16 protein-coding genes, 1 pseudogene and 1 riboswitch are annotated in these 18,349 nt (G+C 65.3%); of the genes and pseudogenes, 8 read left to right on the forward strand and 9 right to left on the reverse strand.

All coding sequences use genetic code 11. From position 1 onward, the window contains the following. Positions 1-49: 49 nt before the first annotated feature. The 7 genes and pseudogenes from thiC to C8J42_RS11150 all read right to left on the reverse strand — a co-directional run. Positions 50-1,972 (reverse strand): phosphomethylpyrimidine synthase ThiC, encoded by a 1,923-nt coding sequence (thiC, locus tag C8J42_RS11120; RefSeq protein WP_133020114.1) that lies wholly within the window; start codon positions 1,970-1,972, stop codon positions 50-52. 39 nt (positions 1,973-2,011) lie between these two features. After that, positions 2,012-2,121: riboswitch (TPP riboswitch) on the reverse strand. A 409-nt stretch (positions 2,122-2,530) separates the two neighbouring features. Then, a complete protein-coding gene (locus C8J42_RS11125) occupies positions 2,531-3,403 on the reverse strand; it encodes an outer membrane beta-barrel protein (RefSeq protein WP_243644320.1) in 873 nt (290 codons plus the stop codon). A gap of 79 nt (positions 3,404-3,482) precedes the next feature. After that, entirely contained in the window at positions 3,483-4,505 is a 1,023-nt protein-coding gene (locus C8J42_RS11130) for a ferritin-like domain-containing protein (RefSeq protein WP_056487672.1), read from the reverse strand. A gap of 49 nt (positions 4,506-4,554) precedes the next feature. Continuing rightward, on the reverse strand, positions 4,555-5,547 hold the full coding sequence (locus tag C8J42_RS11135) for a ferritin-like domain-containing protein (RefSeq protein ID WP_133020115.1): 993 nt from the start codon (positions 5,545-5,547) through the stop codon (positions 4,555-4,557). Positions 5,548-5,937: 390 nt separating this feature from the next. After that, positions 5,938-6,801 (reverse strand): MipA/OmpV family protein, encoded by an 864-nt coding sequence (locus tag C8J42_RS11140; RefSeq protein ID WP_207897115.1) that lies wholly within the window; start codon positions 6,799-6,801, stop codon positions 5,938-5,940. Positions 6,802-6,870: 69 nt separating this feature from the next. Beyond that, entirely contained in the window at positions 6,871-7,260 is a 390-nt protein-coding gene (locus tag C8J42_RS11145; RefSeq protein ID WP_133020451.1) for a DUF2141 domain-containing protein, read from the reverse strand. Beyond that, a pseudogene (locus C8J42_RS11150) lies at positions 7,157-7,602 on the reverse strand (sterol desaturase family protein); the annotation flags it as partial. The pseudogene C8J42_RS11150 and the gene C8J42_RS11145, both read right to left, overlap by 104 nt. A gap of 125 nt (positions 7,603-7,727) precedes the next feature. Here C8J42_RS11150 and C8J42_RS20340 point away from each other — a divergent pair. The 3 genes from C8J42_RS20340 (at position 7,728) to C8J42_RS11165 (ending at position 10,428) form a co-directional block, all read left to right on the forward strand. Continuing rightward, complete coding sequence (locus C8J42_RS20340) at positions 7,728-8,069, forward strand: hypothetical protein (protein WP_207897132.1); 342 nt, start codon at positions 7,728-7,730, stop codon at positions 8,067-8,069. Positions 8,070-8,148: 79 nt separating this feature from the next. Next, positions 8,149-10,110, forward strand: a complete 1,962-nt coding sequence (locus C8J42_RS11160) for a glycoside hydrolase family 127 protein (RefSeq protein ID WP_133020117.1) — start codon at positions 8,149-8,151, stop codon at positions 10,108-10,110. A 117-nt stretch (positions 10,111-10,227) separates the two neighbouring features. After that, positions 10,228-10,428, forward strand: a complete 201-nt coding sequence (locus C8J42_RS11165) for a hypothetical protein (RefSeq protein ID WP_133020118.1) — start codon at positions 10,228-10,230, stop codon at positions 10,426-10,428. On the opposite strand, the gene C8J42_RS11170 is transcribed toward C8J42_RS11165, so the two are convergent. Then, entirely contained in the window at positions 10,412-10,966 is a 555-nt protein-coding gene (locus C8J42_RS11170) for a GNAT family N-acetyltransferase (RefSeq protein WP_133020119.1), read from the reverse strand. The two genes, C8J42_RS11165 and C8J42_RS11170, sit on opposite strands and share 17 nt — an antisense overlap. 488 nt (positions 10,967-11,454) lie before the next feature. On the opposite strand from C8J42_RS11170, the gene crtY reads away from it, so the two are divergent. The 4 genes from crtY to C8J42_RS11190 all read left to right on the forward strand — a co-directional run bounded on the left by crtY (position 11,455) and on the right by C8J42_RS11190 (position 15,991). Continuing rightward, positions 11,455-12,621 carry a lycopene beta-cyclase CrtY gene (gene crtY / locus C8J42_RS11175; protein ID WP_133020120.1) on the forward strand — a complete coding sequence of 389 codons (1,167 nt, stop codon included), beginning with the start codon at positions 11,455-11,457 and terminating at the stop codon, positions 12,619-12,621. Continuing rightward, positions 12,618-14,096, forward strand: coding sequence for a phytoene desaturase (locus tag C8J42_RS11180; protein ID WP_056053615.1), 1,479 nt, complete (start codon positions 12,618-12,620; stop codon positions 14,094-14,096). Before crtY ends, C8J42_RS11180 begins: the two co-directional genes overlap by 4 nt. A 196-nt stretch (positions 14,097-14,292) precedes the next feature. Next, a complete protein-coding gene (locus tag C8J42_RS11185; RefSeq protein WP_133020121.1) occupies positions 14,293-14,874 on the forward strand; it encodes a TIGR00730 family Rossman fold protein in 582 nt (193 codons plus the stop codon). Between the two features lie 166 nt (positions 14,875-15,040). Continuing rightward, on the forward strand, positions 15,041-15,991 hold the full coding sequence (locus C8J42_RS11190; protein WP_133020122.1) for a phytoene/squalene synthase family protein: 951 nt from the start codon (positions 15,041-15,043) through the stop codon (positions 15,989-15,991). 128 nt (positions 15,992-16,119) lie between these two features. Here the strand turns inward: C8J42_RS11190 and C8J42_RS11195 are convergent, their stop codons facing one another. Continuing rightward, positions 16,120-16,350, reverse strand: coding sequence for a hypothetical protein (locus C8J42_RS11195; RefSeq protein ID WP_133020123.1), 231 nt, complete (start codon positions 16,348-16,350; stop codon positions 16,120-16,122). A gap of 121 nt (positions 16,351-16,471) precedes the next feature. Between C8J42_RS11195 and C8J42_RS11200 the strand changes: the two genes are divergently transcribed. After that, complete coding sequence (locus C8J42_RS11200; RefSeq protein ID WP_133020124.1) at positions 16,472-18,301, forward strand: ABC transporter ATP-binding protein/permease; 1,830 nt, start codon at positions 16,472-16,474, stop codon at positions 18,299-18,301. Positions 18,302-18,349: the final 48 nt, after the last annotated feature.

Below are 18,349 nucleotides of genomic sequence, written 5' to 3' on the forward strand. Positions count from 1 at the left end.
GAAGCGATCGGTTGACGGTGGGCAGGGATATTCCCCTGCCCACCAACAATCACTCAGCCGGTAAGTAGATTTCGCTTCCCTTCTCTCGAAATCTTTCACTCATTTCGGCCATGCCTTTCTCCGGGTCGACATGCACAGCGCCCTTTGCGAAGATCGCTCGGTTGGTGTCGGTTTGTTCGACGTCCGCCGCCAGGAACGTATCCGCCGAGGCGTTCTGCTTCGCGGCGAAGTCCCGCACCTCTTGCGTGATCTTCATCGAGCAGAATTTTGGGCCGCACATCGAGCAGAAGTGGGCGGTCTTGGCGCCTTCTGCGGGGAGCGTCTGGTCGTGGTATTGTTCGGCGGTGTCGGGGTCGAGGGAGAGGTTGAACTGGTCTCTCCAGCGGAACTCGAAGCGTGCGCGGGAGAGGGCGTCGTCGCGCATCTGGGCGGCGGGGTGGCCTTTGGCGAGGTCGGCGGCGTGGGCGGCTAGTTTGTAGGTCACTACGCCGACTTTTACGTCGTCGCGGTCGGGGAGGCCTAGATGCTCCTTCGGCGTAACGTAGCAGAGCATTGCGGTGCCGTACCAGCCGATCATCGCGGCGCCGATACCGCTGGTGATGTGATCGTAGCCGGGAGCTATGTCCGTGGTGAGCGGCCCTAATGTGTAGAATGGCGCTTCGCCGCAGACGTCGAGTTGCTTGTCCATGTTCTCCTTGATCTTGTGCATCGGCACGTGGCCGGGGCCTTCGATCATGACCTGGACGTCGCTCTTCCACGCGCGGTGGGTGAGTTCGCCTAGCGTGTAGAGTTCGCTGAACTGCGCTTCGTCGTTGGCGTCGGCGATGCTGCCGGGGCGCAAGCCGTCGCCGAGGCTGTAGGCGATGTCGTAGGCCTTCATGATCTCGGTGATCTCGTCGAAGCGCTCGTAGAGGAAGCTCTCCTTGTGGTGGCTGAGGCACCATTTCGCCATGATCGAGCCGCCGCGCGAGACAATGCCGGTGACGCGTTTCGCGGTCATCGGGATGTAGGCGAGGCGGACGCCGGCGTGGATCGTGAAATAGTCGACGCCCTGTTCGGCCTGCTCGATGAGCGTGTCGCGGAAGATCTCCCAGGTGAGGTCCTCGGCGACGCCGCCGACCTTTTCGAGCGCCTGGTAGATGGGGACGGTGCCGATCGGGACCGGTGAGTTGCGCAGGATCCATTCGCGGGTGTCGTGGATGTTGCGGCCGGTGCTGAGGTCCATCACGGTGTCGGCGCCCCAGCGGATCGACCAGACGAGCTTGTCGACTTCGGCGGCGACGTTGGAGGCGACCGCGGAGTTGCCGATGTTGGCGTTGATCTTGACGAGGAAGTTGCGGCCGATCGCCATCGGTTCGGATTCGGGGTGGTTGATGTTGTTGGGGATGATCGCGCGGCCGCGGGCGATCTCGTCGCGGACGAATTCGGGGGTTACGTAGTCGGGGATGCTTGCGCCGAAGCTTTCGCCGTCTCGTTTGTAGTCTTTCAGCATGGCGCGGCCGAGGTTTTCGCGGGTGGCGACGTATTCCATTTCGGGGGTGATGATGCCTCGGCGGGCGTAGTGCATCTGGCTTACGTTGGCGCCGGCGCGCGCGCGGAGGGGGCGTTTGATGGTGGCGGGGAATTGAGGGACTCCGCCGGAGCGGTCTGGGCCGAGCTGCCCGTTGTCTTCGGGGCGGAGTTCTCGGGCTTCGTAGGATTCCACGTCGCCGCGTCCCTCGATCCAGGCGCGGCGGAGTTGGGGGAGGCCGGCGTTGATGTCGATTTTCGCGCGGGGGTCGGTGTAGGGGCCGCTGGTGTCATAGACGCGCAACGGGGGTTCGGAGCAGCTCGGGTCGAGGACGATCTCGCGCATGGCGACGCGGACGTCCGGGCTGGTCGGGACCGCGACGTGGATTTTCCGGGAGCCTCGGATCGGGCCGGTGGTTACGCCGATGTCTGCTGTGGGGGTGCGTGCTTCGAAATCAGCCATGCGCTTGCTCCTACGGGTTTCGGAGCAAGGCTTGCGGTTCTGTGGCGACCGCTCCCTCCCTCCGCCGGTATCAACCGGATCAGGTTCAGCGGGTCGAAGGCTCCTGCCTTCCTCTCAAGCGCGGATAAGCGCTCCCCCGGGGTGGGGTGAGCATAGGGGGGTTGGGGTGGGGTGCAATGGGGAATTTGCCGGCTTGGGTCGAGCGGGGGCGAGGCGATTGCGCTTGGGGCTTTCCCTTCGACTTCGCTCAGGGCGAACGGGGGTCTCACGATCCTCCCCCGCCAGGGGGAGGTGGATGGCACTTGCCAGACGGAGGGGGCGGTAAGGGATCACCGCTGTTGTGTGGCCCTCCCCCTCCGTCACCTTCGGTGCCACCTCCCCCTGGCGGGGGAGGATCGAGCACATAAAGAAAAGGCCGCTGCCCGGGTTGGGGCATCGGCCTTTTCTGTCACCCCGCGCGCCGTCAGTCGTAGCTAAGCTACGCCTTGTGGCGTGCTTTGCTGCGCTGGCCGGGCTTGGGCGAGTCCTGCACCAGGTTGGTGCAGGCCGCCCTGCGCCTTAAAACCGGAAGCTCACCGTGCCGCGCAGCGAGTGCCAGCGGAACTGGTCGTCGCTGCGGCGGAAGGCCGTGCCGGCGGTGTTGGGGGCGAGGACGAACGGGTTGTTCGCGAGCAGCACCGGGCTGCCGGCGAGCGCGGTGCCGGCGGTGACCAGGACGCGGGCGTCGTCGTCCTTGTACTGGTGGTAGGTGTATTCCATGCCGATCGAGATGTTCTTGGTCAGCTTCTGCTCGATGCCGCCGCCGCCGACATAGCCCCACTTCTTGTCCGAACCGGTGGCTGCGAACGCGTTGGCGGTGTTGGTGGTGAAGAACAGGTTGTCGATCTTGGCATAGCCGGCGCCGCCGGTGGCGTAGAACAACGTGTTGCGCGCGGCGAGACCGGCGCGAAGGCGGGCCGACCCTTCCCACTTCAGCTTGCGCGCCATCGTGTAGCTGGCGGGCGTGGTCGAGAAGGCGGCGACGCTGTCGGTGATCTCGGACTTGCCGAATTCGCCGACGATGCCGACCACGAACGCGCCGCGCTGTACGTCGAAGCCTGCGCGGCCGTAATACGACCAGCCGTCATCGTCGTTGCGGCAACCATAGGCCGGCACCGCGGTGCGGGCGGAGCCGTTGCAGAAGCCCGGCGAGAAGGCGTTGGCGCCGGTAATAGTGTTGACGCTGTCGCTGAAATTGCCGTCGTTGTTGCGGTCGAACAGGATCGACGAGCCGACGTCGTTGCCCTGGACGTCATAGCCGCCGGCTGCGCCGATATAGACGCCCGAGAACGGCTTGCTGTCGGTGGTCATGTCCTGCGCGGCGGCCGGGACAGCGAAAATGCCCGCGGTCGCGAGACCGGCGAGCATGGTGAGCTTCGTGAAGTTGGTCATGGTCGTTCCCCAAACGAGGGCCGCGGCGCTCCCATTGCTCGCCGCGGCCCAAGGTTTCAGTTTCAGGCAGTGATCGCGATCACGCGTTGGCGCCGCTGGTCCGCAGCGAATCGAGGCGGTTGTTTGTCCCGTTGGGGAAGAAGCCGCCGCCGATCTTCGCAGTGGGCGTCAGGTAGACGATGTTGTGCACCTGAGCGACCGAGCGGCTGTAGGCCAGGCCGTTGGCGTCGGTGGGCACGATGTTCGAGATCGTCGGATCCGACCCGGTGATGCCCTGGTCGTCGTCACTCGAGCCGTCGAGGCTGTCGCGCGCGTCGCTGATCTGGTTCGCGGCGGTGATGAGCGACGGGATCGGGTTCGGCGTCTGCAGACCCTTGCGATACAGGATCGTGCGGATCAGGCCCGCGTGATACGCCTCTGCCGCGAGGATGCCGGCGGCCGCCTCGAGATAGGTCTTGTTGGCGATCAGCGGTGCTGCGCCCTTGTAGGCCGACACACCGACGTCTTCGAAGATATACGCGCCGAGCAGGAAGCTGTTGTCGTCGGCATAGGGGTTGAACACACCCGTCGCACCGATGACGCCCGCCGCACGTGCGGCCGCGGTGAACGCACCCGGAGCGGCTGCCGTGCCGACCGAAATGTCGATCGCAGGCTGGGCGACCGCGGCGCTGCCGAGGGCCGAGCGCAGGAAGGCGACGTGTGCGACTTCGTCGATCGCGATTTCGCGCGCGTACTCACGGACGACGGTGTCCTGGAACGGCACCTGTGCACCGCCGGTAACGGCACCCTGCGTACCGATGCCGGTCAGCATGTTGGCGTTGAGGCCGACACCGAATGCCGCGAACGCGTAGAACTGTGCCTCGAGATATTCGAGGTTCAGTGCGACGTTGAGCACGTCGGCGTCGTTGAGTGCTGCGACCGGCGCCGGTCCCGGAGTCGGGGTCGGTGCGAGATCGGAATCGTCGCTGCCGCATGCCGAGAGCAGCGTGGCGCCGCCGATGGCGAGTGCGGAACCGCCGGCGAAGCGGAGGAAGTTACGACGTTCGTTGCGACGGCTGGCGATCGCGTCGAATATTTCCAGCTTGGTATTGAGATCGGTCATTGGGTTAATCCCCTGAATATCGAAGAAGAGCGGGTGATCGGATGACCGATCAGCTTGCCGCGATGCTCGTCTTGATGTTGCCGTTCATGCCGTTCGGGTAGAACCCGCCTGCCGACGCCGCACCCTTGTTGAGGTACACGATGTTGAGCACCTGGCTGGCCGAGCGGCTGAAGGCGACGCCGTTCGCATCGAGCGGAACGATGTTCGACGCGGTGACCGCGGCCTGCGTCGTGCTCAGGTTGATCGGCGTCTGCGAGATGGGCGAGATGCCCTGATCGAGATCGGTCGTACCGTCCAGACTGTCGCGTGCGTTCGAGATCGCGTCCGCCGACTGGCGCAGCGACGGCGTCGCGATGCCCTTGCCATACAGCGTCGTGCGGACGATCGCGGCGTGATACGCCTCGACCGCGAGCAGGCCGGCGGCGGCTTCGAGATAGGCCTTGCTGGTGAGCAGCGGGGCAGCGCCCTTATATGCAGTCACGCCGACGTCTTCGAAGATGAACGCACCGAGCAGGAACGCTTCGTCCGAAGCGTACGGATCGAACGCGGTGCCGGCGGGGACGAGGCCAGCAGCCTGGGCCGCAAGCGAGAACGCGCTGGTCGGCGAGACGCTGACGTCGATCACCGGCTGCGCAACGGCGGCGGAGCCGAGTGCAGTGCGGAGGAACTTGACGTGGGCGATCTCATCCTGCGCGATCTCACGTGCGTACTGACGCACGATCGGGTCGGTGAAGTTGACCTGGCGACCGCCACGAACCGCACCCTGCGTGCTGGTGCCGCTGAGCAGGCTGTTGTCGAGGCCGGTGCCGTAGGCGGCGTAGGAATAGAACTGCGCCTCGAGATATTCGAGGTTGAGTGCGAAGTTCAGGACGTCCGCATCGGTAATCGTCTGTGCCGACGCCGACGTGGAGAAGGACAGCGCGGTCGCACCGGCTGCGGTCATCGCAGCGGCGCCCAGCGCGGTCTTGAAGAATTCACGTCGCTCGCTGCGGCGTTCCACTCGCGCATCGAGGGCTTCGATCAGGTGCACGCTCTCGGTCATATCAGGGTCCTCCCCTTGCTGTTGCGGACGTCGAAATGCTCTGCGGCAGTCGCGCAACGGGGCATGCCCCGATCGGGTCGATTGCTCGAATCCCGCTCGTAACGCGCTCAATTACGGACATAAAAAAAGCCGTCCGTGGCGAGGAACGTACGCGGATGAAGAATGGATGCACGGTTCAAGGGGGTGCGATGAAATAAATTTCACGATCCGGCAGAGAGGCTTACCTGCTTGCGACGATTGGGGTTTTTGGTGGCGGCTGGGTGCCGGCTTCACCTCTACCTCGTCCTGCGGGTAACGCCCGGCAGGCCCCTTCTCTCTCCCGACGGTAAAGGGAGCAGAGGTAACGCGTTCGGCGGATCGGGCCGAGCCGGATCCGCCGAAATCGATAGCTTAGAACGTGTAGGTCAGGCCGAGGGCGTAGAGCCACTGGTCCGCATCGCCGACGTCGGCGACGATCGGCGTGTTCTTGTACTTGCCGAGCATGCGACCGTAGAGGACGCCGGCACCGACGCCGAAGCCGTGGCGCAGATCGCCCGAGAGGCTCTGCACGACGAACAGCGAGGCGTTCGCGCGACGGAAGCCGCTGTCGTTGATGTCGTAGGTGCGCAGGCCGCTGTTCAGCGAACCGATCGGCGTCACGGCCGCGTAGGTGCGGCCGAAGCCGTTGCCGGCATAATCCGCCGACACGCCGAGCGAGACGAGCGTGCGGACCGACAGCGGCGTCGTGTAGTTCACCTGCGGGGTGATGACGTAGCTGTCATAGGTGCCCGAGACGTCGTGGACGTACGCGACGCGCGCGGTGATCGTGTCGTAGTCGCTGGTGATGACGCCGGTCTTGCCGATGCCGACATAGCCGCCGAGCTCATACGCGGTATCGATCTTGCCGAGCGCGCGGACCTGGCGGTTGTCGATGTCGCCGGTGCGATCGCGGCGGATGCCGCCGATCACGCCGACTTCGTAGTTGATGCCGACTTCGCCCGTGTTCGGGATCAGGTTGAAATAGAGCTGCGTGCCGCGGAGGAAGAAGTCATGCCCGCGCACCGTGCCGACGATCGCGCCGGCGGGGGTGAAGGAATTGCTGTCCGCACCTTCGTAATCGGGCATCGACACCGCGCCGACCGCTATGGTGATACGGTTGTTATCGCGAGGGTCGGTGATCGTTGGCGACGGGTTCGGATCGGTCTGGGCGAGCGCCGGGGTGGCGGTTGCCAGCACCGCGATTGCGGCAGACATGAGAAGGGTGAATGCGCGCAAGGAAATGCTCCGGAGAAAAAGGTTCCACGTCGCAACGCGGTAAAACCGTTTTCGGTCCGCTGCGATCGGTCAGAAGATGTAACGCATTTTTACCTGTTGCATTTCGGCATCACCGGCAAGCATGAACCGGGCGGCATCGAAACGCGGCGGGCCGAAGCGTACGGCGGCATTGCGCGAGAAACCATAGCCCTCGCGCGGGATGCCGGCGATCGTGTCGAGCTTCGCATTGCTGTTCTCGTCATGGATGATCGCGAGCGCATAGCCGCGCTGCGGCAGGCCCGAAAAGCTGGTGGCGTGGACGCTGGCGGGCAGCGTTCGCGTCAGTGCCTTGGCATCGTCGACGCAGGCGGGGAAATTATCGGGGTCCGCGGTGAGGCAGATCCGGATCATCCCCTTCGACGAGCGGAGATTGTCGACCTGAACGTCGAGCCGCGTGACGGGCGCGGCCGCCGACAGCATCGCCCACGTCGTTGCTGCCGCCACGACGAACAGCCGCTTTCGCATGCGCGCTGGCAAGATCGCCGCGCTGCCTGTCGGTGCCGCAGAGCCGATCCCAAAATCGGAAATAGAGGCCATAGTTGCACCCGTGTCGTTCGTGATGTCGCCGATGATGGCTCGCCGTGATCAGCCAGCCGCCCCATGCGCCCCGCCACATGAACCGGGGGAAAACCTCCCCACCTCATGCGATGGTTACCCCATAGCCGTCGTGATCGTCAGTACCAGACCCGGCGCGCCGATGTTGATCGGAATCAACCGCACCAGTAGCGGAATTACCACAGCGCCGGTGATCACCCCGATCGGATCGCCTCGATCGGATCGCCGCGATCGGATCGCCGCGATCGGATCGCCCCGACAAAGGGGGGGCCGCAAGACGTCGTCGCAGGTGCGTGATAGTCGCAGGCGATTACAGCATGATGGAGACGTCGATGGTTCTGCTCGCGTCGATCCTGACCGTGACCGGGTATTCCGGTATGCCCCCCGCGACCCGTGCAGGGTTCGAGGCGTTGGGGCGGCGTACCGACAGGCTGTGCCCGGCACGCCGTGTACGGACGATTACCCCCGGCGACCTCGATTATCTCCAGGACGGGTTCGAGCGGAGCCTGTCGCGGCTGGACCGCGCGCGGCTGGCTGCCGTCAATACCGCGGACCGGCGTTGCGCCCACCGCGACGGGCTGGCGTGCCAGACCTCGGCGACGATGGGCGCGATGCAGACGACCCGGCTCGTGCCCCGGTTCGCCGGCTATGTCTGCGCACACCGGGTGCCCTGACTCTCGATATCCTGCCTCTTTCGCCCGGATGACACGCCTGCTACTCAGACAAATAATGAGAGCATAAGAGGGTGTCGTTATGGTCGAGCTGTGCCGCGGGGGCCAATCCCGCCGGAAATTCCTGACGGGTGTCGCGACCGGTGCGCTGACCGCGGGCACCCTGTCGATCGGTCCGCAGGCGTTTGCGTTCGTGCCGCAAGGTGCGGTGCCGGCGACGGTGCCGACCGCAAAGTTGCAGGCGTTCGATTTGGCCGACGTCACGCTTGGCGAGGGGCCGTTCCTGCATGCGCAGCGCAAGACCGAGGCGTATCTGCTCACGCTGCAACCCGACCGGATGCTCCACAATTTCCGCGTCAATGCCGGGCTGGCACCGAAAGCACCGGTCTATGGCGGTTGGGAATCGGATCCGCTGTGGGCGGACATCAATTGCCACGGGCATACGCTGGGGCATTATCTGTCCGCGTGTGCGCTGGCCTATCGATCGACCGGCGACCGGCGGTTCAAGGCGCGAATCGACCATATCGCGCGCGAACTGGCAGCGTGCCAGGCGGCGTCGGGGACCGGGCTGGTCTGCGCGTTCCCCGACGGGCCGGCGCTGGTGGCGGCGCATCTGCGCGGCGATCCGATCACCGGCGTGCCGTGGTACACGCTGCACAAGGTGTATGCGGGCCTGCGCGATGCGACGCTGCTGGCGGACAGCGACACGGCGCGTGCCGTGCTGCTGCGGCTGGCGGACTGGGCGGTGGTCGCGAGCCGTCCGCTGAGCGACGCGCAGTTCGAGACCATGCTGGATACCGAGCATGGCGGCATGAACGAGGTGTTCGCCGACCTCTACACGATGACCGGGACCGCCGAGTATCGCACGATGGCGGAGCGGTTCTCACACAAGGCGATCCTTGCGCCACTGGCCAAGAGCCGCGACCATCTCGACGGGCTGCATGCCAATACGCAGGTGCCGAAGATCATCGGCTTCCAGCGGGTGTGGGAGGTGACGGGGAAGCCCGAATACCGCGATGCGTCCGAATTCTTCTGGAAGACGGTGGCGCTGACGCGGTCGTTTGCGACCGGCGGGCACGGCGACAACGAGCATTTCTTTCCGGTCGCCGATTTCGCCGAGCACGTCCTGTCGGCGAAGGGATCGGAGACGTGTTGCCAGCACAACATGCTGAAGTTGACGCGGGCGCTGTTCCTGCACGATCCGCAGGCGGGCTATGCCGATTATTACGAGCGGACGCTGTATAACGGAATTCTCGCGTCGCAGGACCCGGACAGCGGCATGGCGACGTACTTCCAGGGTGCGCGGCCGGGCTACATGAAGCTGTATCACACGCCCGAGAACTCGTTCTGGTGCTGCACCGGCACGGGGATGGAGAACCACGTCAAATACCGCGACTCGATCTATTTCCACGACGACCGTGCGCTGTACGTGAACCTGTTCGTGCCCTCCGCCGTGCGGTGGAAGGACAAGGACGCGGTGTTGACGCAGGTGACGGCGTTCCCCGATGCGGCGACGACGACGCTGCGCTGGACGTTGAAGCGACCGGCCGAGCTGACGCTGAAGCTGCGTCACCCAGGGTGGAGCCGGACCGCGGTGGTGCTGGTGAACGGGGTCGAGGCGGTGCGGTCGACCAGTCCGGGGCGGTATCTGGAATTGGCGCGGGGGTGGCGCGACGGCGATACGGTGGAACTGCGGCTGGATATGCGCGCCGGGGTCGAGCGATCGCCGGCCGCACCGGATATCGTTGCGTTCACTTACGGGCCGCTGGTGATGGCGGGGAGCTTCGGGCGCGATGGCCTGGCGCCGGGATCGGACATCATCGTCAACGAGCGCAAATATGGCGAGTATAACGCCGCGCCGTTCACGCCGCCGACGCTGGCGGGCGATCCCGACACGATCGCGCGGGGGATGCGGGCGGGGGAGCGGCCGCTGGAGTTCACAATTGCCGCGGCGGACCGGCAGCCGGTGCGGATGGTGCCGTATTTCCGCGTCGCGCATGAGCGGTATGCGACCTATTGGCCGATCGCGCCGGGATTGGCTTAGGTCGGGCGGTGTATTTCCGCACGTCCGATGCGGTTGCGATAGCCTCTATGCAGTGCGGCGAAACCTGATAGCCTCGCCCTCCAGAGCAGGATGACCTGCCAATACGGAGAGAGATGCATGGCACATCAAAACGCCGCGCGCGGGGATACCGGCACGAATACCAGCGCCAATTCCGGCAAGGATCACAAGAGCCTGATCTATGTGATCGCGGGGAGTATATTGGCGCTCGGGCTGGTGTTGATGGCGTTCTACGATCGGGCGGGCGATCCCATGCCGATCGCGTCGGTGCAGACTCCGGTGGTTACTGCGCAGAAATAGCGCCGGGACTTTGCGACGCCGCGGCTCGGTCGAAGATCAGGATCGGCGCGTCTCGGTAGGTCCCCGTGGTGCGCAGGCGGTAGCCTAGCCGTTCCGCGAGGCGGATCGAGGGGGCGTTGGCGGGGTCTATTATGCAGGTCGTCGTGGGGATGCGCGCGTCGGTCCAGGCGAGGATTGCTGCGAGCGCTTCGGAAGCGTAGCCTTTGCCTTGCGCGTCGCCGGCTAGCGTCCAGCCTATTTCTGGAGCCGCGTCGATCGGGGGCTCGATGGCTCTGCGTGCTTCGATCAGGCCGAGTTCGCCGATGAGGTGGCCTGTGGCGGTGGCTCGGGCGATCCAGCTGCCGTAGCCGAACAGCGTCCATTGGCCGACCGAGCGGAGGAGGCGGATCCAGACCTCCTCGCGCGATCGGGGCTGGCCGCCGATGGTCGTGTAGACGCGCGGGTCGGTCCACATTGTGGCGCAGTCTTCGAGGTCGGTGGCGGCGTGGGCGGTTAGGGTTAGCCGGGCTGTAGTTAGCGTGGGGGCGGATGTGGGCATTCGTGCTGTCTAAGAGCGATCTTGGTGGAAGGGTATCCGTCGCCGCGCACTCTCCCCTCCCTGGAAGGGAGGGGTCGTGGGTGGGTTGGCCCGCTTGAGCCGCTGGCGTTCCGGTTTGCGGAGGCCAGTCCACCCTTAGATACGCGCGTTCGAACTTGTGGAAGCCGACCCACCCCCAGCCCCTCCCTTCCAGGGAGGGGGGCAGGTTGGGCTTTTCCTCTTCGTACGGTTCACACAGTTCAGGCATCGCGATGCTCAATCCTCCCCCGCCAGGGGGAGGTGTCGCCGGAGGTGACGGAGGGGGCGGATGCGGAACGGAGGTTTCCCTTTCCTCCCCCTCCGTCTGGCGAGGGCCAGCCACCTCCCCCTGGCGGGGGAGGATACTAAGAGAGCCACTCCCCCCCTGCCCCGGCAACGCAGGTTGTCTTCGCGGGCGATTGGTTCGGAAAGGTTGTTTTCGTGTCCCCCGCTTTGCGCTAGTCGGAGGCATGGCATCGACGATCTCCTGCGACGTTGCGATCGTTGGCGCGGGTTTGGCCGGCGGGATGATAGCGCTGGCGTTGAAAGCAAAGCATCCGGCGCTCGACGTGCGGCTGATCGACGCTGCGCGAGTCGTCGGCGGCAATCACCTCTGGTCGTTCTTCGGGAGCGACGTGGCGCAAGGTGATCGCTGGATCGTCGCGCCGCTCGTGGTGCATGCCTGGCGTGGGTACGACGTGCGGTTTCCGGCGCACGAACGGACGATCGATGCGACCTATTATTCGATCGAGAGCACGCGGCTTGATCGCGAAGTGCGCCGCGTGCTGCCGCCGCATGCTTTGATGCTGGGGCGGAAGGTGTCGGGGGCGAGTGCGACGGCTGTCGTGCTGGCGGATGGCGACCGGATCGAGGCGACCGGCGTGATCGATGCGCGGGGGGCGGGCGATCTGTCGCTGCTCGATCTCGCTTGGCAGAAGTTTCTCGGGCGCGAACTGGCGTTGAGCGTGCCGCACGAGGCGCCAAAGCCGATGGTGATGGACGCCACGATACCGCAGATCGACGGGTATCGGTTCGTCTACTGCCTGCCGTTCGCCGCGGATCGGATGTTCGTCGAGGACACCTATTATAGCGACACGTCCGATCTCGATATTCCTGTGCTCGGCGCGCGGATCGACGACTATGTCACGGCGCGTGGCTGGTCGGTCGAGAGCGTCGTGCGCGAGGAGTCGGGCGTGCTGCCGGTCGCGATGGGAGGCGATTTCGAGGCGTATTGGCGGTCGGGCGGCGCTCGGGTGGCCAAGGCCGGCATGCGCGCGGGGATGTTTCATCCGACCACGGGGTACTCGCTGCCCGATGCGGTGCGGACCGCGGCGATGCTTGCAGGGCTCAGCGATTTCACGGGCGCGAAACTCCACGATGCGACGCATGCTATGGCGCAGGCGACTTGGAAAAGCCGGGGCTTCTACCGGATGCTCGACACGATGTTGTTCCGCGCCGCCGAGCCGGAGGAACGCTACCGCATCCTCGAGCGCTTCTACCGCCTCTCACCCTCGCTCATCGGCCGTTTCTACGCCGGACGCTCGACGCTTTCCGACAAGGCGCGCGTTCTGACCGGCAAGCCCCCCGTCCCCATCGTGCGCGCCGTCCGCGCCATCGCAGGCAGTATGTCATCATGAAGACCGCAATAGTCATCGGCGCAGGTTTCGGCGGGCTGGCGCTCGCGATCCGGCTGCAATCCGCGGGCGTGCAGACGACGATCGTCGAGAGCCGTGACAAGCCGGGCGGGCGCGGGTATTTCTGGGAGCGAGACGGGTTCACGTTCGACGCGGGCCCGACGGTCATCACCGATCCGGACTGCCTGCGCGAATTGTGGGCACTGACCGGGCGTGACATGAGCGAGGACGTGACGCTCGATCCGGTGCTGCCGTTCTACCGCCTGAACTGGCCCGACGGGACGAATTTCGACTATACCAACGACGACGTGCAGATGCGCGCCGAGATCGAGAAGCTGCATCCGGGCGACTGGGCGGGATACGAGAAGTTCCTGCAATATTCGGCGGGTGTCTTTCACGAAGGCTATGAGAAGCTGGGCCATGTCGCGTTCCTCGACTTCGGGTCGATGATCAAGGCGGCGCCCGCGCTGGCGAAATACCAGGCGTGGCGGTCGGTCTATTCGATCGTGTCGAGCTTCGTGAAGTCCGAGAAACTACGCGAGGCGTTGAGCTTCCACACGCTGCTGGTCGGCGGCAATCCGATGACGACGAGCGCGATCTATGCGCTGATCCACAAGTTGGAGCGTGATGGCGGGGTATGGTTCGCACGCGGCGGGACCAACCGGCTGGTCGCGGCGCTGGTGACGCAGTTCGAGCGCTTAGGCGGCGTGCTGCGGCTCGACGATCCCGTGACGTCGATCGAGACTCTGGGCGACCGGGCGACGGGCGTGACGTGCGCTAGCGGCTGGTCGGGTCAGGCGGATGCGATCGCGGCGAACAGCGACATCATGCACACTTATCGCGACCTGCTGGCGACGTCGCGCAGTGCCAAGCGGAAAACCGGGTCGCTCGAGCGGAAGAAATATTCGCCGTCGCTGTTCGTGGTGCATTTCGGGATCAAGGGCACGTGGCCGGGCATTCCGCACCACATGATCCTGTTCGGGCCGCGCTATAAGGGGCTGCTCGAGGACATTTACGATCATGGCGTGCTGAGCGAGGACTTTTCGCTGTACCTGCATCATCCGACGGTGACCGATCCGTCGCTGGCGCCGGAGGGGCATTCGACCTTCTATGCGCTGGCGCCGGTGCCGCATCTGGGGAAATTCCCGGTCGACTGGGACGAGATCGCGCCGATCCTGGAGAAGCGCATCCTCGACGAGATCGGGCGGCGGTTGATCCCGGATATCCATGAGCGGATCGTGACGAAGTTCTCGTACGCGCCGAAGGATTTCGCGGAGGATCTGAACGCGCATCTGGGTAGCGCGTTCTCGCTGGAGCCGGTGCTGACGCAGAGTGCGTATTTCCGGGTGCACAACCGCGACGAGCATATTCCGAATATGTACTTCGTGGGCGCTGGAACGCATCCGGGCGCCGGGATTCCGGGGGTCGTGGGTAGCGCGAAGGCTACGGCTCGGTTGATGCTTGAGGGTGAGAAGTAAGGTTTGTTCACGCGGAGGCGCGGAGACGCGGAGGTGTTGCGCTTGTCGCGTAGCGACCGTGTCTCCAACGATTTGCTGAACTTGCGTGAAGACAGCGCACGCGCTGTCCGGAAAGAAACACCTCCGCGTCTCCGCGTCTCCGCGTGAACCCATTCTTTCCTTGCGGCACCCTGCGCGCTTCCCCTAGCGAGGCGGGATGAAGAGACTTGCTGTGTATTGCGGGTCGGCTACGCCGGCTGATCCTGTCTATATCGAGGGCGCTCGGGCGCTTGGGCGCGCCTTTGCCGAGCGGGGGATTGGCCTCGTTTATGGCGGTGGGCGGACCGGGCTCATGGGTGCGATCGCGGATGGGGCGCTTGAGGGCGGCGGCGAGGTGATCGGCGTCATTCCGCAGGCGCTGGTCGATGCGGAGGTCGCGCACCGGGGGCTTACCGAATTGCACGTCGTCAGCGGCATGCATCAGCGCAAGCAGATGTTTACCGATCTCTCCGACGGGTTCGTGACGATTCCGGGCGGAACGGGGACCATGGACGAGTTGTGGGAGGCGTTGAGCTGGGCACAGCTTGGCTATCATGCGGATCCGGTCGGGTTGCTGAATACGGCGGGCTATTACGATCACCTGATCGCGTTCTGGGAGAAGATGGGCGAGGTTGGCTTCTTGCGGCCGCAGCATCGGGATCTGCTGATTGTGGCGGATACGCTGGATGTGCTGCTCGACCGGATGGGGCGCCACGTGCCGACGCAGCCGATCGTGCGGATGAACGCGTCGGATTTGTGAGGTTCCGGGCTCACCTAGACACCTGCCACCCAAACGCTCGCCGCCACCCCGGCGAAGGCCGGGGCCCAATTGGGGAACGCAAGTTGGTTAGCGTTGCGCGCAATTACTCTAACCTTTCCAATTGGGCCCCGGCCTTCGCCGGGGTGGTAGTTGGCGGGGTGATCTCGTGACTTATACCCTGCCCTCCCGCGAGGCGATCGTTGCTACCGCGCATGAGTCGATCTCGCGGGGGTCGAAGAGTTTTGCCGCTGCCAGCCTGCTGTTCGACAAGCCTACGCGCGAGCGGGCCTGGCTGCTGTATGCCTGGTGCCGGCGGTGCGACGATATCGCGGATGGGCAGGATCATGGGCACGGCATGACCGTGGTCGACGACGCTCCGGCGCGGTTGGTGGCGCTGTCGGCGATGACCGAGCAGGCGCTCGCGGGGGAAGTGGTCGGCGAGCCGGCGTTCGATGCGTTGCGGATTTTCGCGGCCGAGACTCGGCTGCCGAAGCGGTTCGCGCGCGATCTGGTCGAGGGGTTTGCGCTCGATGCGCGCGAGTGGCGGCCGCGGTCGGAGAACGATCTCTACAAATATTGCTACCATGTCGCGGGCGTCGTCGGGTGCATGATGGCGATCGCGATGGGCGTCGATCCCGACGACGAGGATACGCTCGACCGTGCATGCGACCTGGGGATGGCGTTCCAGCTCGCCAATATCGCACGCGATGTCGAGGAGGATGACCGCGTAGGGCGATGCTATCTGCCCGAGGAGTGGCTGGTCGAGATGGACTTTCCGCCGGGTCAGCACATGAAGCCGCCGTTCCGGTCGCGGCTCGCGGTGTTGACGCGGCGGATGGCGGATCGGGCGGCGGCGTTCGAGGCTAGCGCGCGGGAGGGAACCCCGGCGTTGTCTTTCCGGTCTGCCTGGGCGGTGTTGTCGGCGGCGGGGATTTATGGGGCGATCGGGCGGACCGTGGCGGCTCGGGGGGAGCATGCGTGGGATCACCGGGTGACGACGTCGGGGATGCAGAAACTGGGGTTTATCGTGACGGCGGCGCGGGAGGCGGCGCGGCGGGATACGCTGTATCCGCGGACTGTGCGCGATGCTCGGTTGTGGACGCGGCCTCGGGTTTGATTTCGCTCCCATCCCACCCCCATCCGTTCGTCCTGAGCGAAGTCGAAGGACATGAGACTCAAGTGCTTCGACTTCGCTCAGCACGAACGGGGGGTGTGGTGCCCGCGCGTTGCAGGAACCGATAAGCCTCAGCCCTGCGACTTCGCCTTACTGGTCTTTGCCATCAATTGGCCCTGAGCACGGCAGTTGGCACCGATCATGGGATACGGAACGTCGGTATTCTGCGCCAACTGATCGGGGAGCGCCGCACGGCACTGGGCCATCGTCTCGTAGCGCGCCGGGATGACCCGCGCCTCGGTGCAATTCACATTGCCGTCACCGCAGCCCATGATGGCCATGACGTAGAACAGCGGTTCCATTTCATTCTCCCGTGGATCGCGGTGGCCGACATCGGACACGATAACAAAAGCGACGAAGTGGCAGGATTGTTCCCCCAACTGCTTTCGCCGGGGCTTGACTGCGCCTACATCGCATCGATCCATGCCCCCTGATACGTACACCTCCACCCGCGCGGACCAGCCCTTGCTGCCGACGCTCCGCCGCTTCCTGCCGTTCCTGTGGCCGGCGGGGCAGCCCAAGCTGAAGGCGCGGATCGTCGTCGCGATGCTGCTCGTGATCGCGTCGAAGCTGATCCAGGTTTTCGGCGCCGCGTTCACGTTGAAATACGCGGTCGACCGGATGGCGGGGAACGATCGCGGGGCGCTGACGCTCGTCGTGCTGCTGGTGGTCGGGTATGCGGCGTCGCGGTTCGGGACGACGCTGTTCGACAATCTGCGCAACGCGGTGTTCGAGCGCGTCGGGCAGGACGCGTCGCGGCGGCTGGCGGCACAGGTGTTTCGCCACCTCCATGCGCTGAGCCTTGATTTCCATCTGTCCAGGCGGACGGGCGCGGTCACCAAGGTGGTCGAGCGGGGCACCAAGAGCATCGACACGATGCTGTACTTCCTGCTGTTCAACATCGCGCCCACCGTGTTCGAACTGGTGCTGGTGCTCGGGCTGTTCTGGACCAAGTTCGGCTGGCCGCTGGTCGTTGCGACCGTGGTGATGGTGGTCGGCTATATCCTCTTCACGCGGATGGTGACCGACTGGCGCAATGCCTTGCGCGCGCGGATGAACGACCTCGATACCGGCGCCGTCGCGCATGCGGTGGATTCGCTGCTGAACTTCGAGACGGTGAAGTATTTCGGCGCGGAGGAGCGCGAGGCGAAGCGCTACGACAGCGCGATCACGGCCTATTCCGAGGCGGCGGTGAAGAGCGAGAATTCGCTCGCGTGGCTGAACCTCGGCCAGGCGCTGATCACCAATCTGATGCTGGCGGGGGGCATGGGCTTCGTCGTGTGGCGGTGGAGCCGTGGGCTCGCCTCCGCTGGCGACGTGGTGTTCGTGTCGACGCTGCTGGCGCAGCTGTTCCGGCCGCTCGACCTGTTGGGGATGGTGTATCGCACGATCCGGCAGGGCGCGCTCGACATGGCGGCGATGTTCGACCTGATCGATACGCCCGCGACGGTCGTGGATGCGCCGGGTGCGCCAGCGCTGGCGGTTAGCGCGGGGCATGTGCGGTTCGAGGGGGTGTCATTCGGGTATGATGTTGGGCGGCCGATCCTTCGCGACCTGGAGCTGGACGTGCCGGCTGGATCGACGTTGGCTGTCGTTGGGCCGTCGGGCGCGGGGAAGTCCACGCTCGCGCGGTTGCTGTACCGGTTCTACGACCTGACGGGCGGGCGGATCACCGTCGACGGGCAGGATATCGCGCAGGTGCGGCAGGCGTCGTTGCGCGCTGCGATCGGGATTGTGCCGCAGGATACGGTGCTGTTCAACGACACGATCGGGTACAATATCGCCTATGGGCGTGAGGGGGCGGAGATGCCCGAGGTCGAGATGGCTGCGAAGGGTGCGGCGATCGCCGGGTTCATCGAGCGCCAGCCGCTCGGGTATGAGACGCGGGTCGGTGAGCGCGGGTTGAAGCTGTCGGGGGGCGAGAAGCAGCGCGTGGCGATCGCGCGGACGTTGCTCAAGAACCCGCCAATCCTGATCCTGGACGAGGCGACGTCGGCGCTGGATAGCCGGACCGAGGCGGAAATCCTCGACACGCTGGAGGCGATCGAGCGCGGGCGGACGACGATCGTGATCGCGCACCGGCTGTCCACCGTGGTGCATGCGGACCAGATCGTCGTGCTGGAGGCGGGGCGGATCGTTGAGAAGGGCACGCACGCGGAGTTGCTGCGGCAGGGTGGCGTGTATGCGGAGATGTGGAACCGGCAGGCGCAGGAGCGCGCTGGGGATGATGATGGGGCGCTGGCGGCGGAGTAGGGATGCGGGCCGCCGTGCGTAGCCGTCGTTTATAGGCGCGCTCACGCC

This window comes from Sphingomonas sp. PP-CE-1A-559 (assembly GCF_004340965.1).
Classification (GTDB): Bacteria; Pseudomonadota; Alphaproteobacteria; order Sphingomonadales; family Sphingomonadaceae; genus Sphingomonas.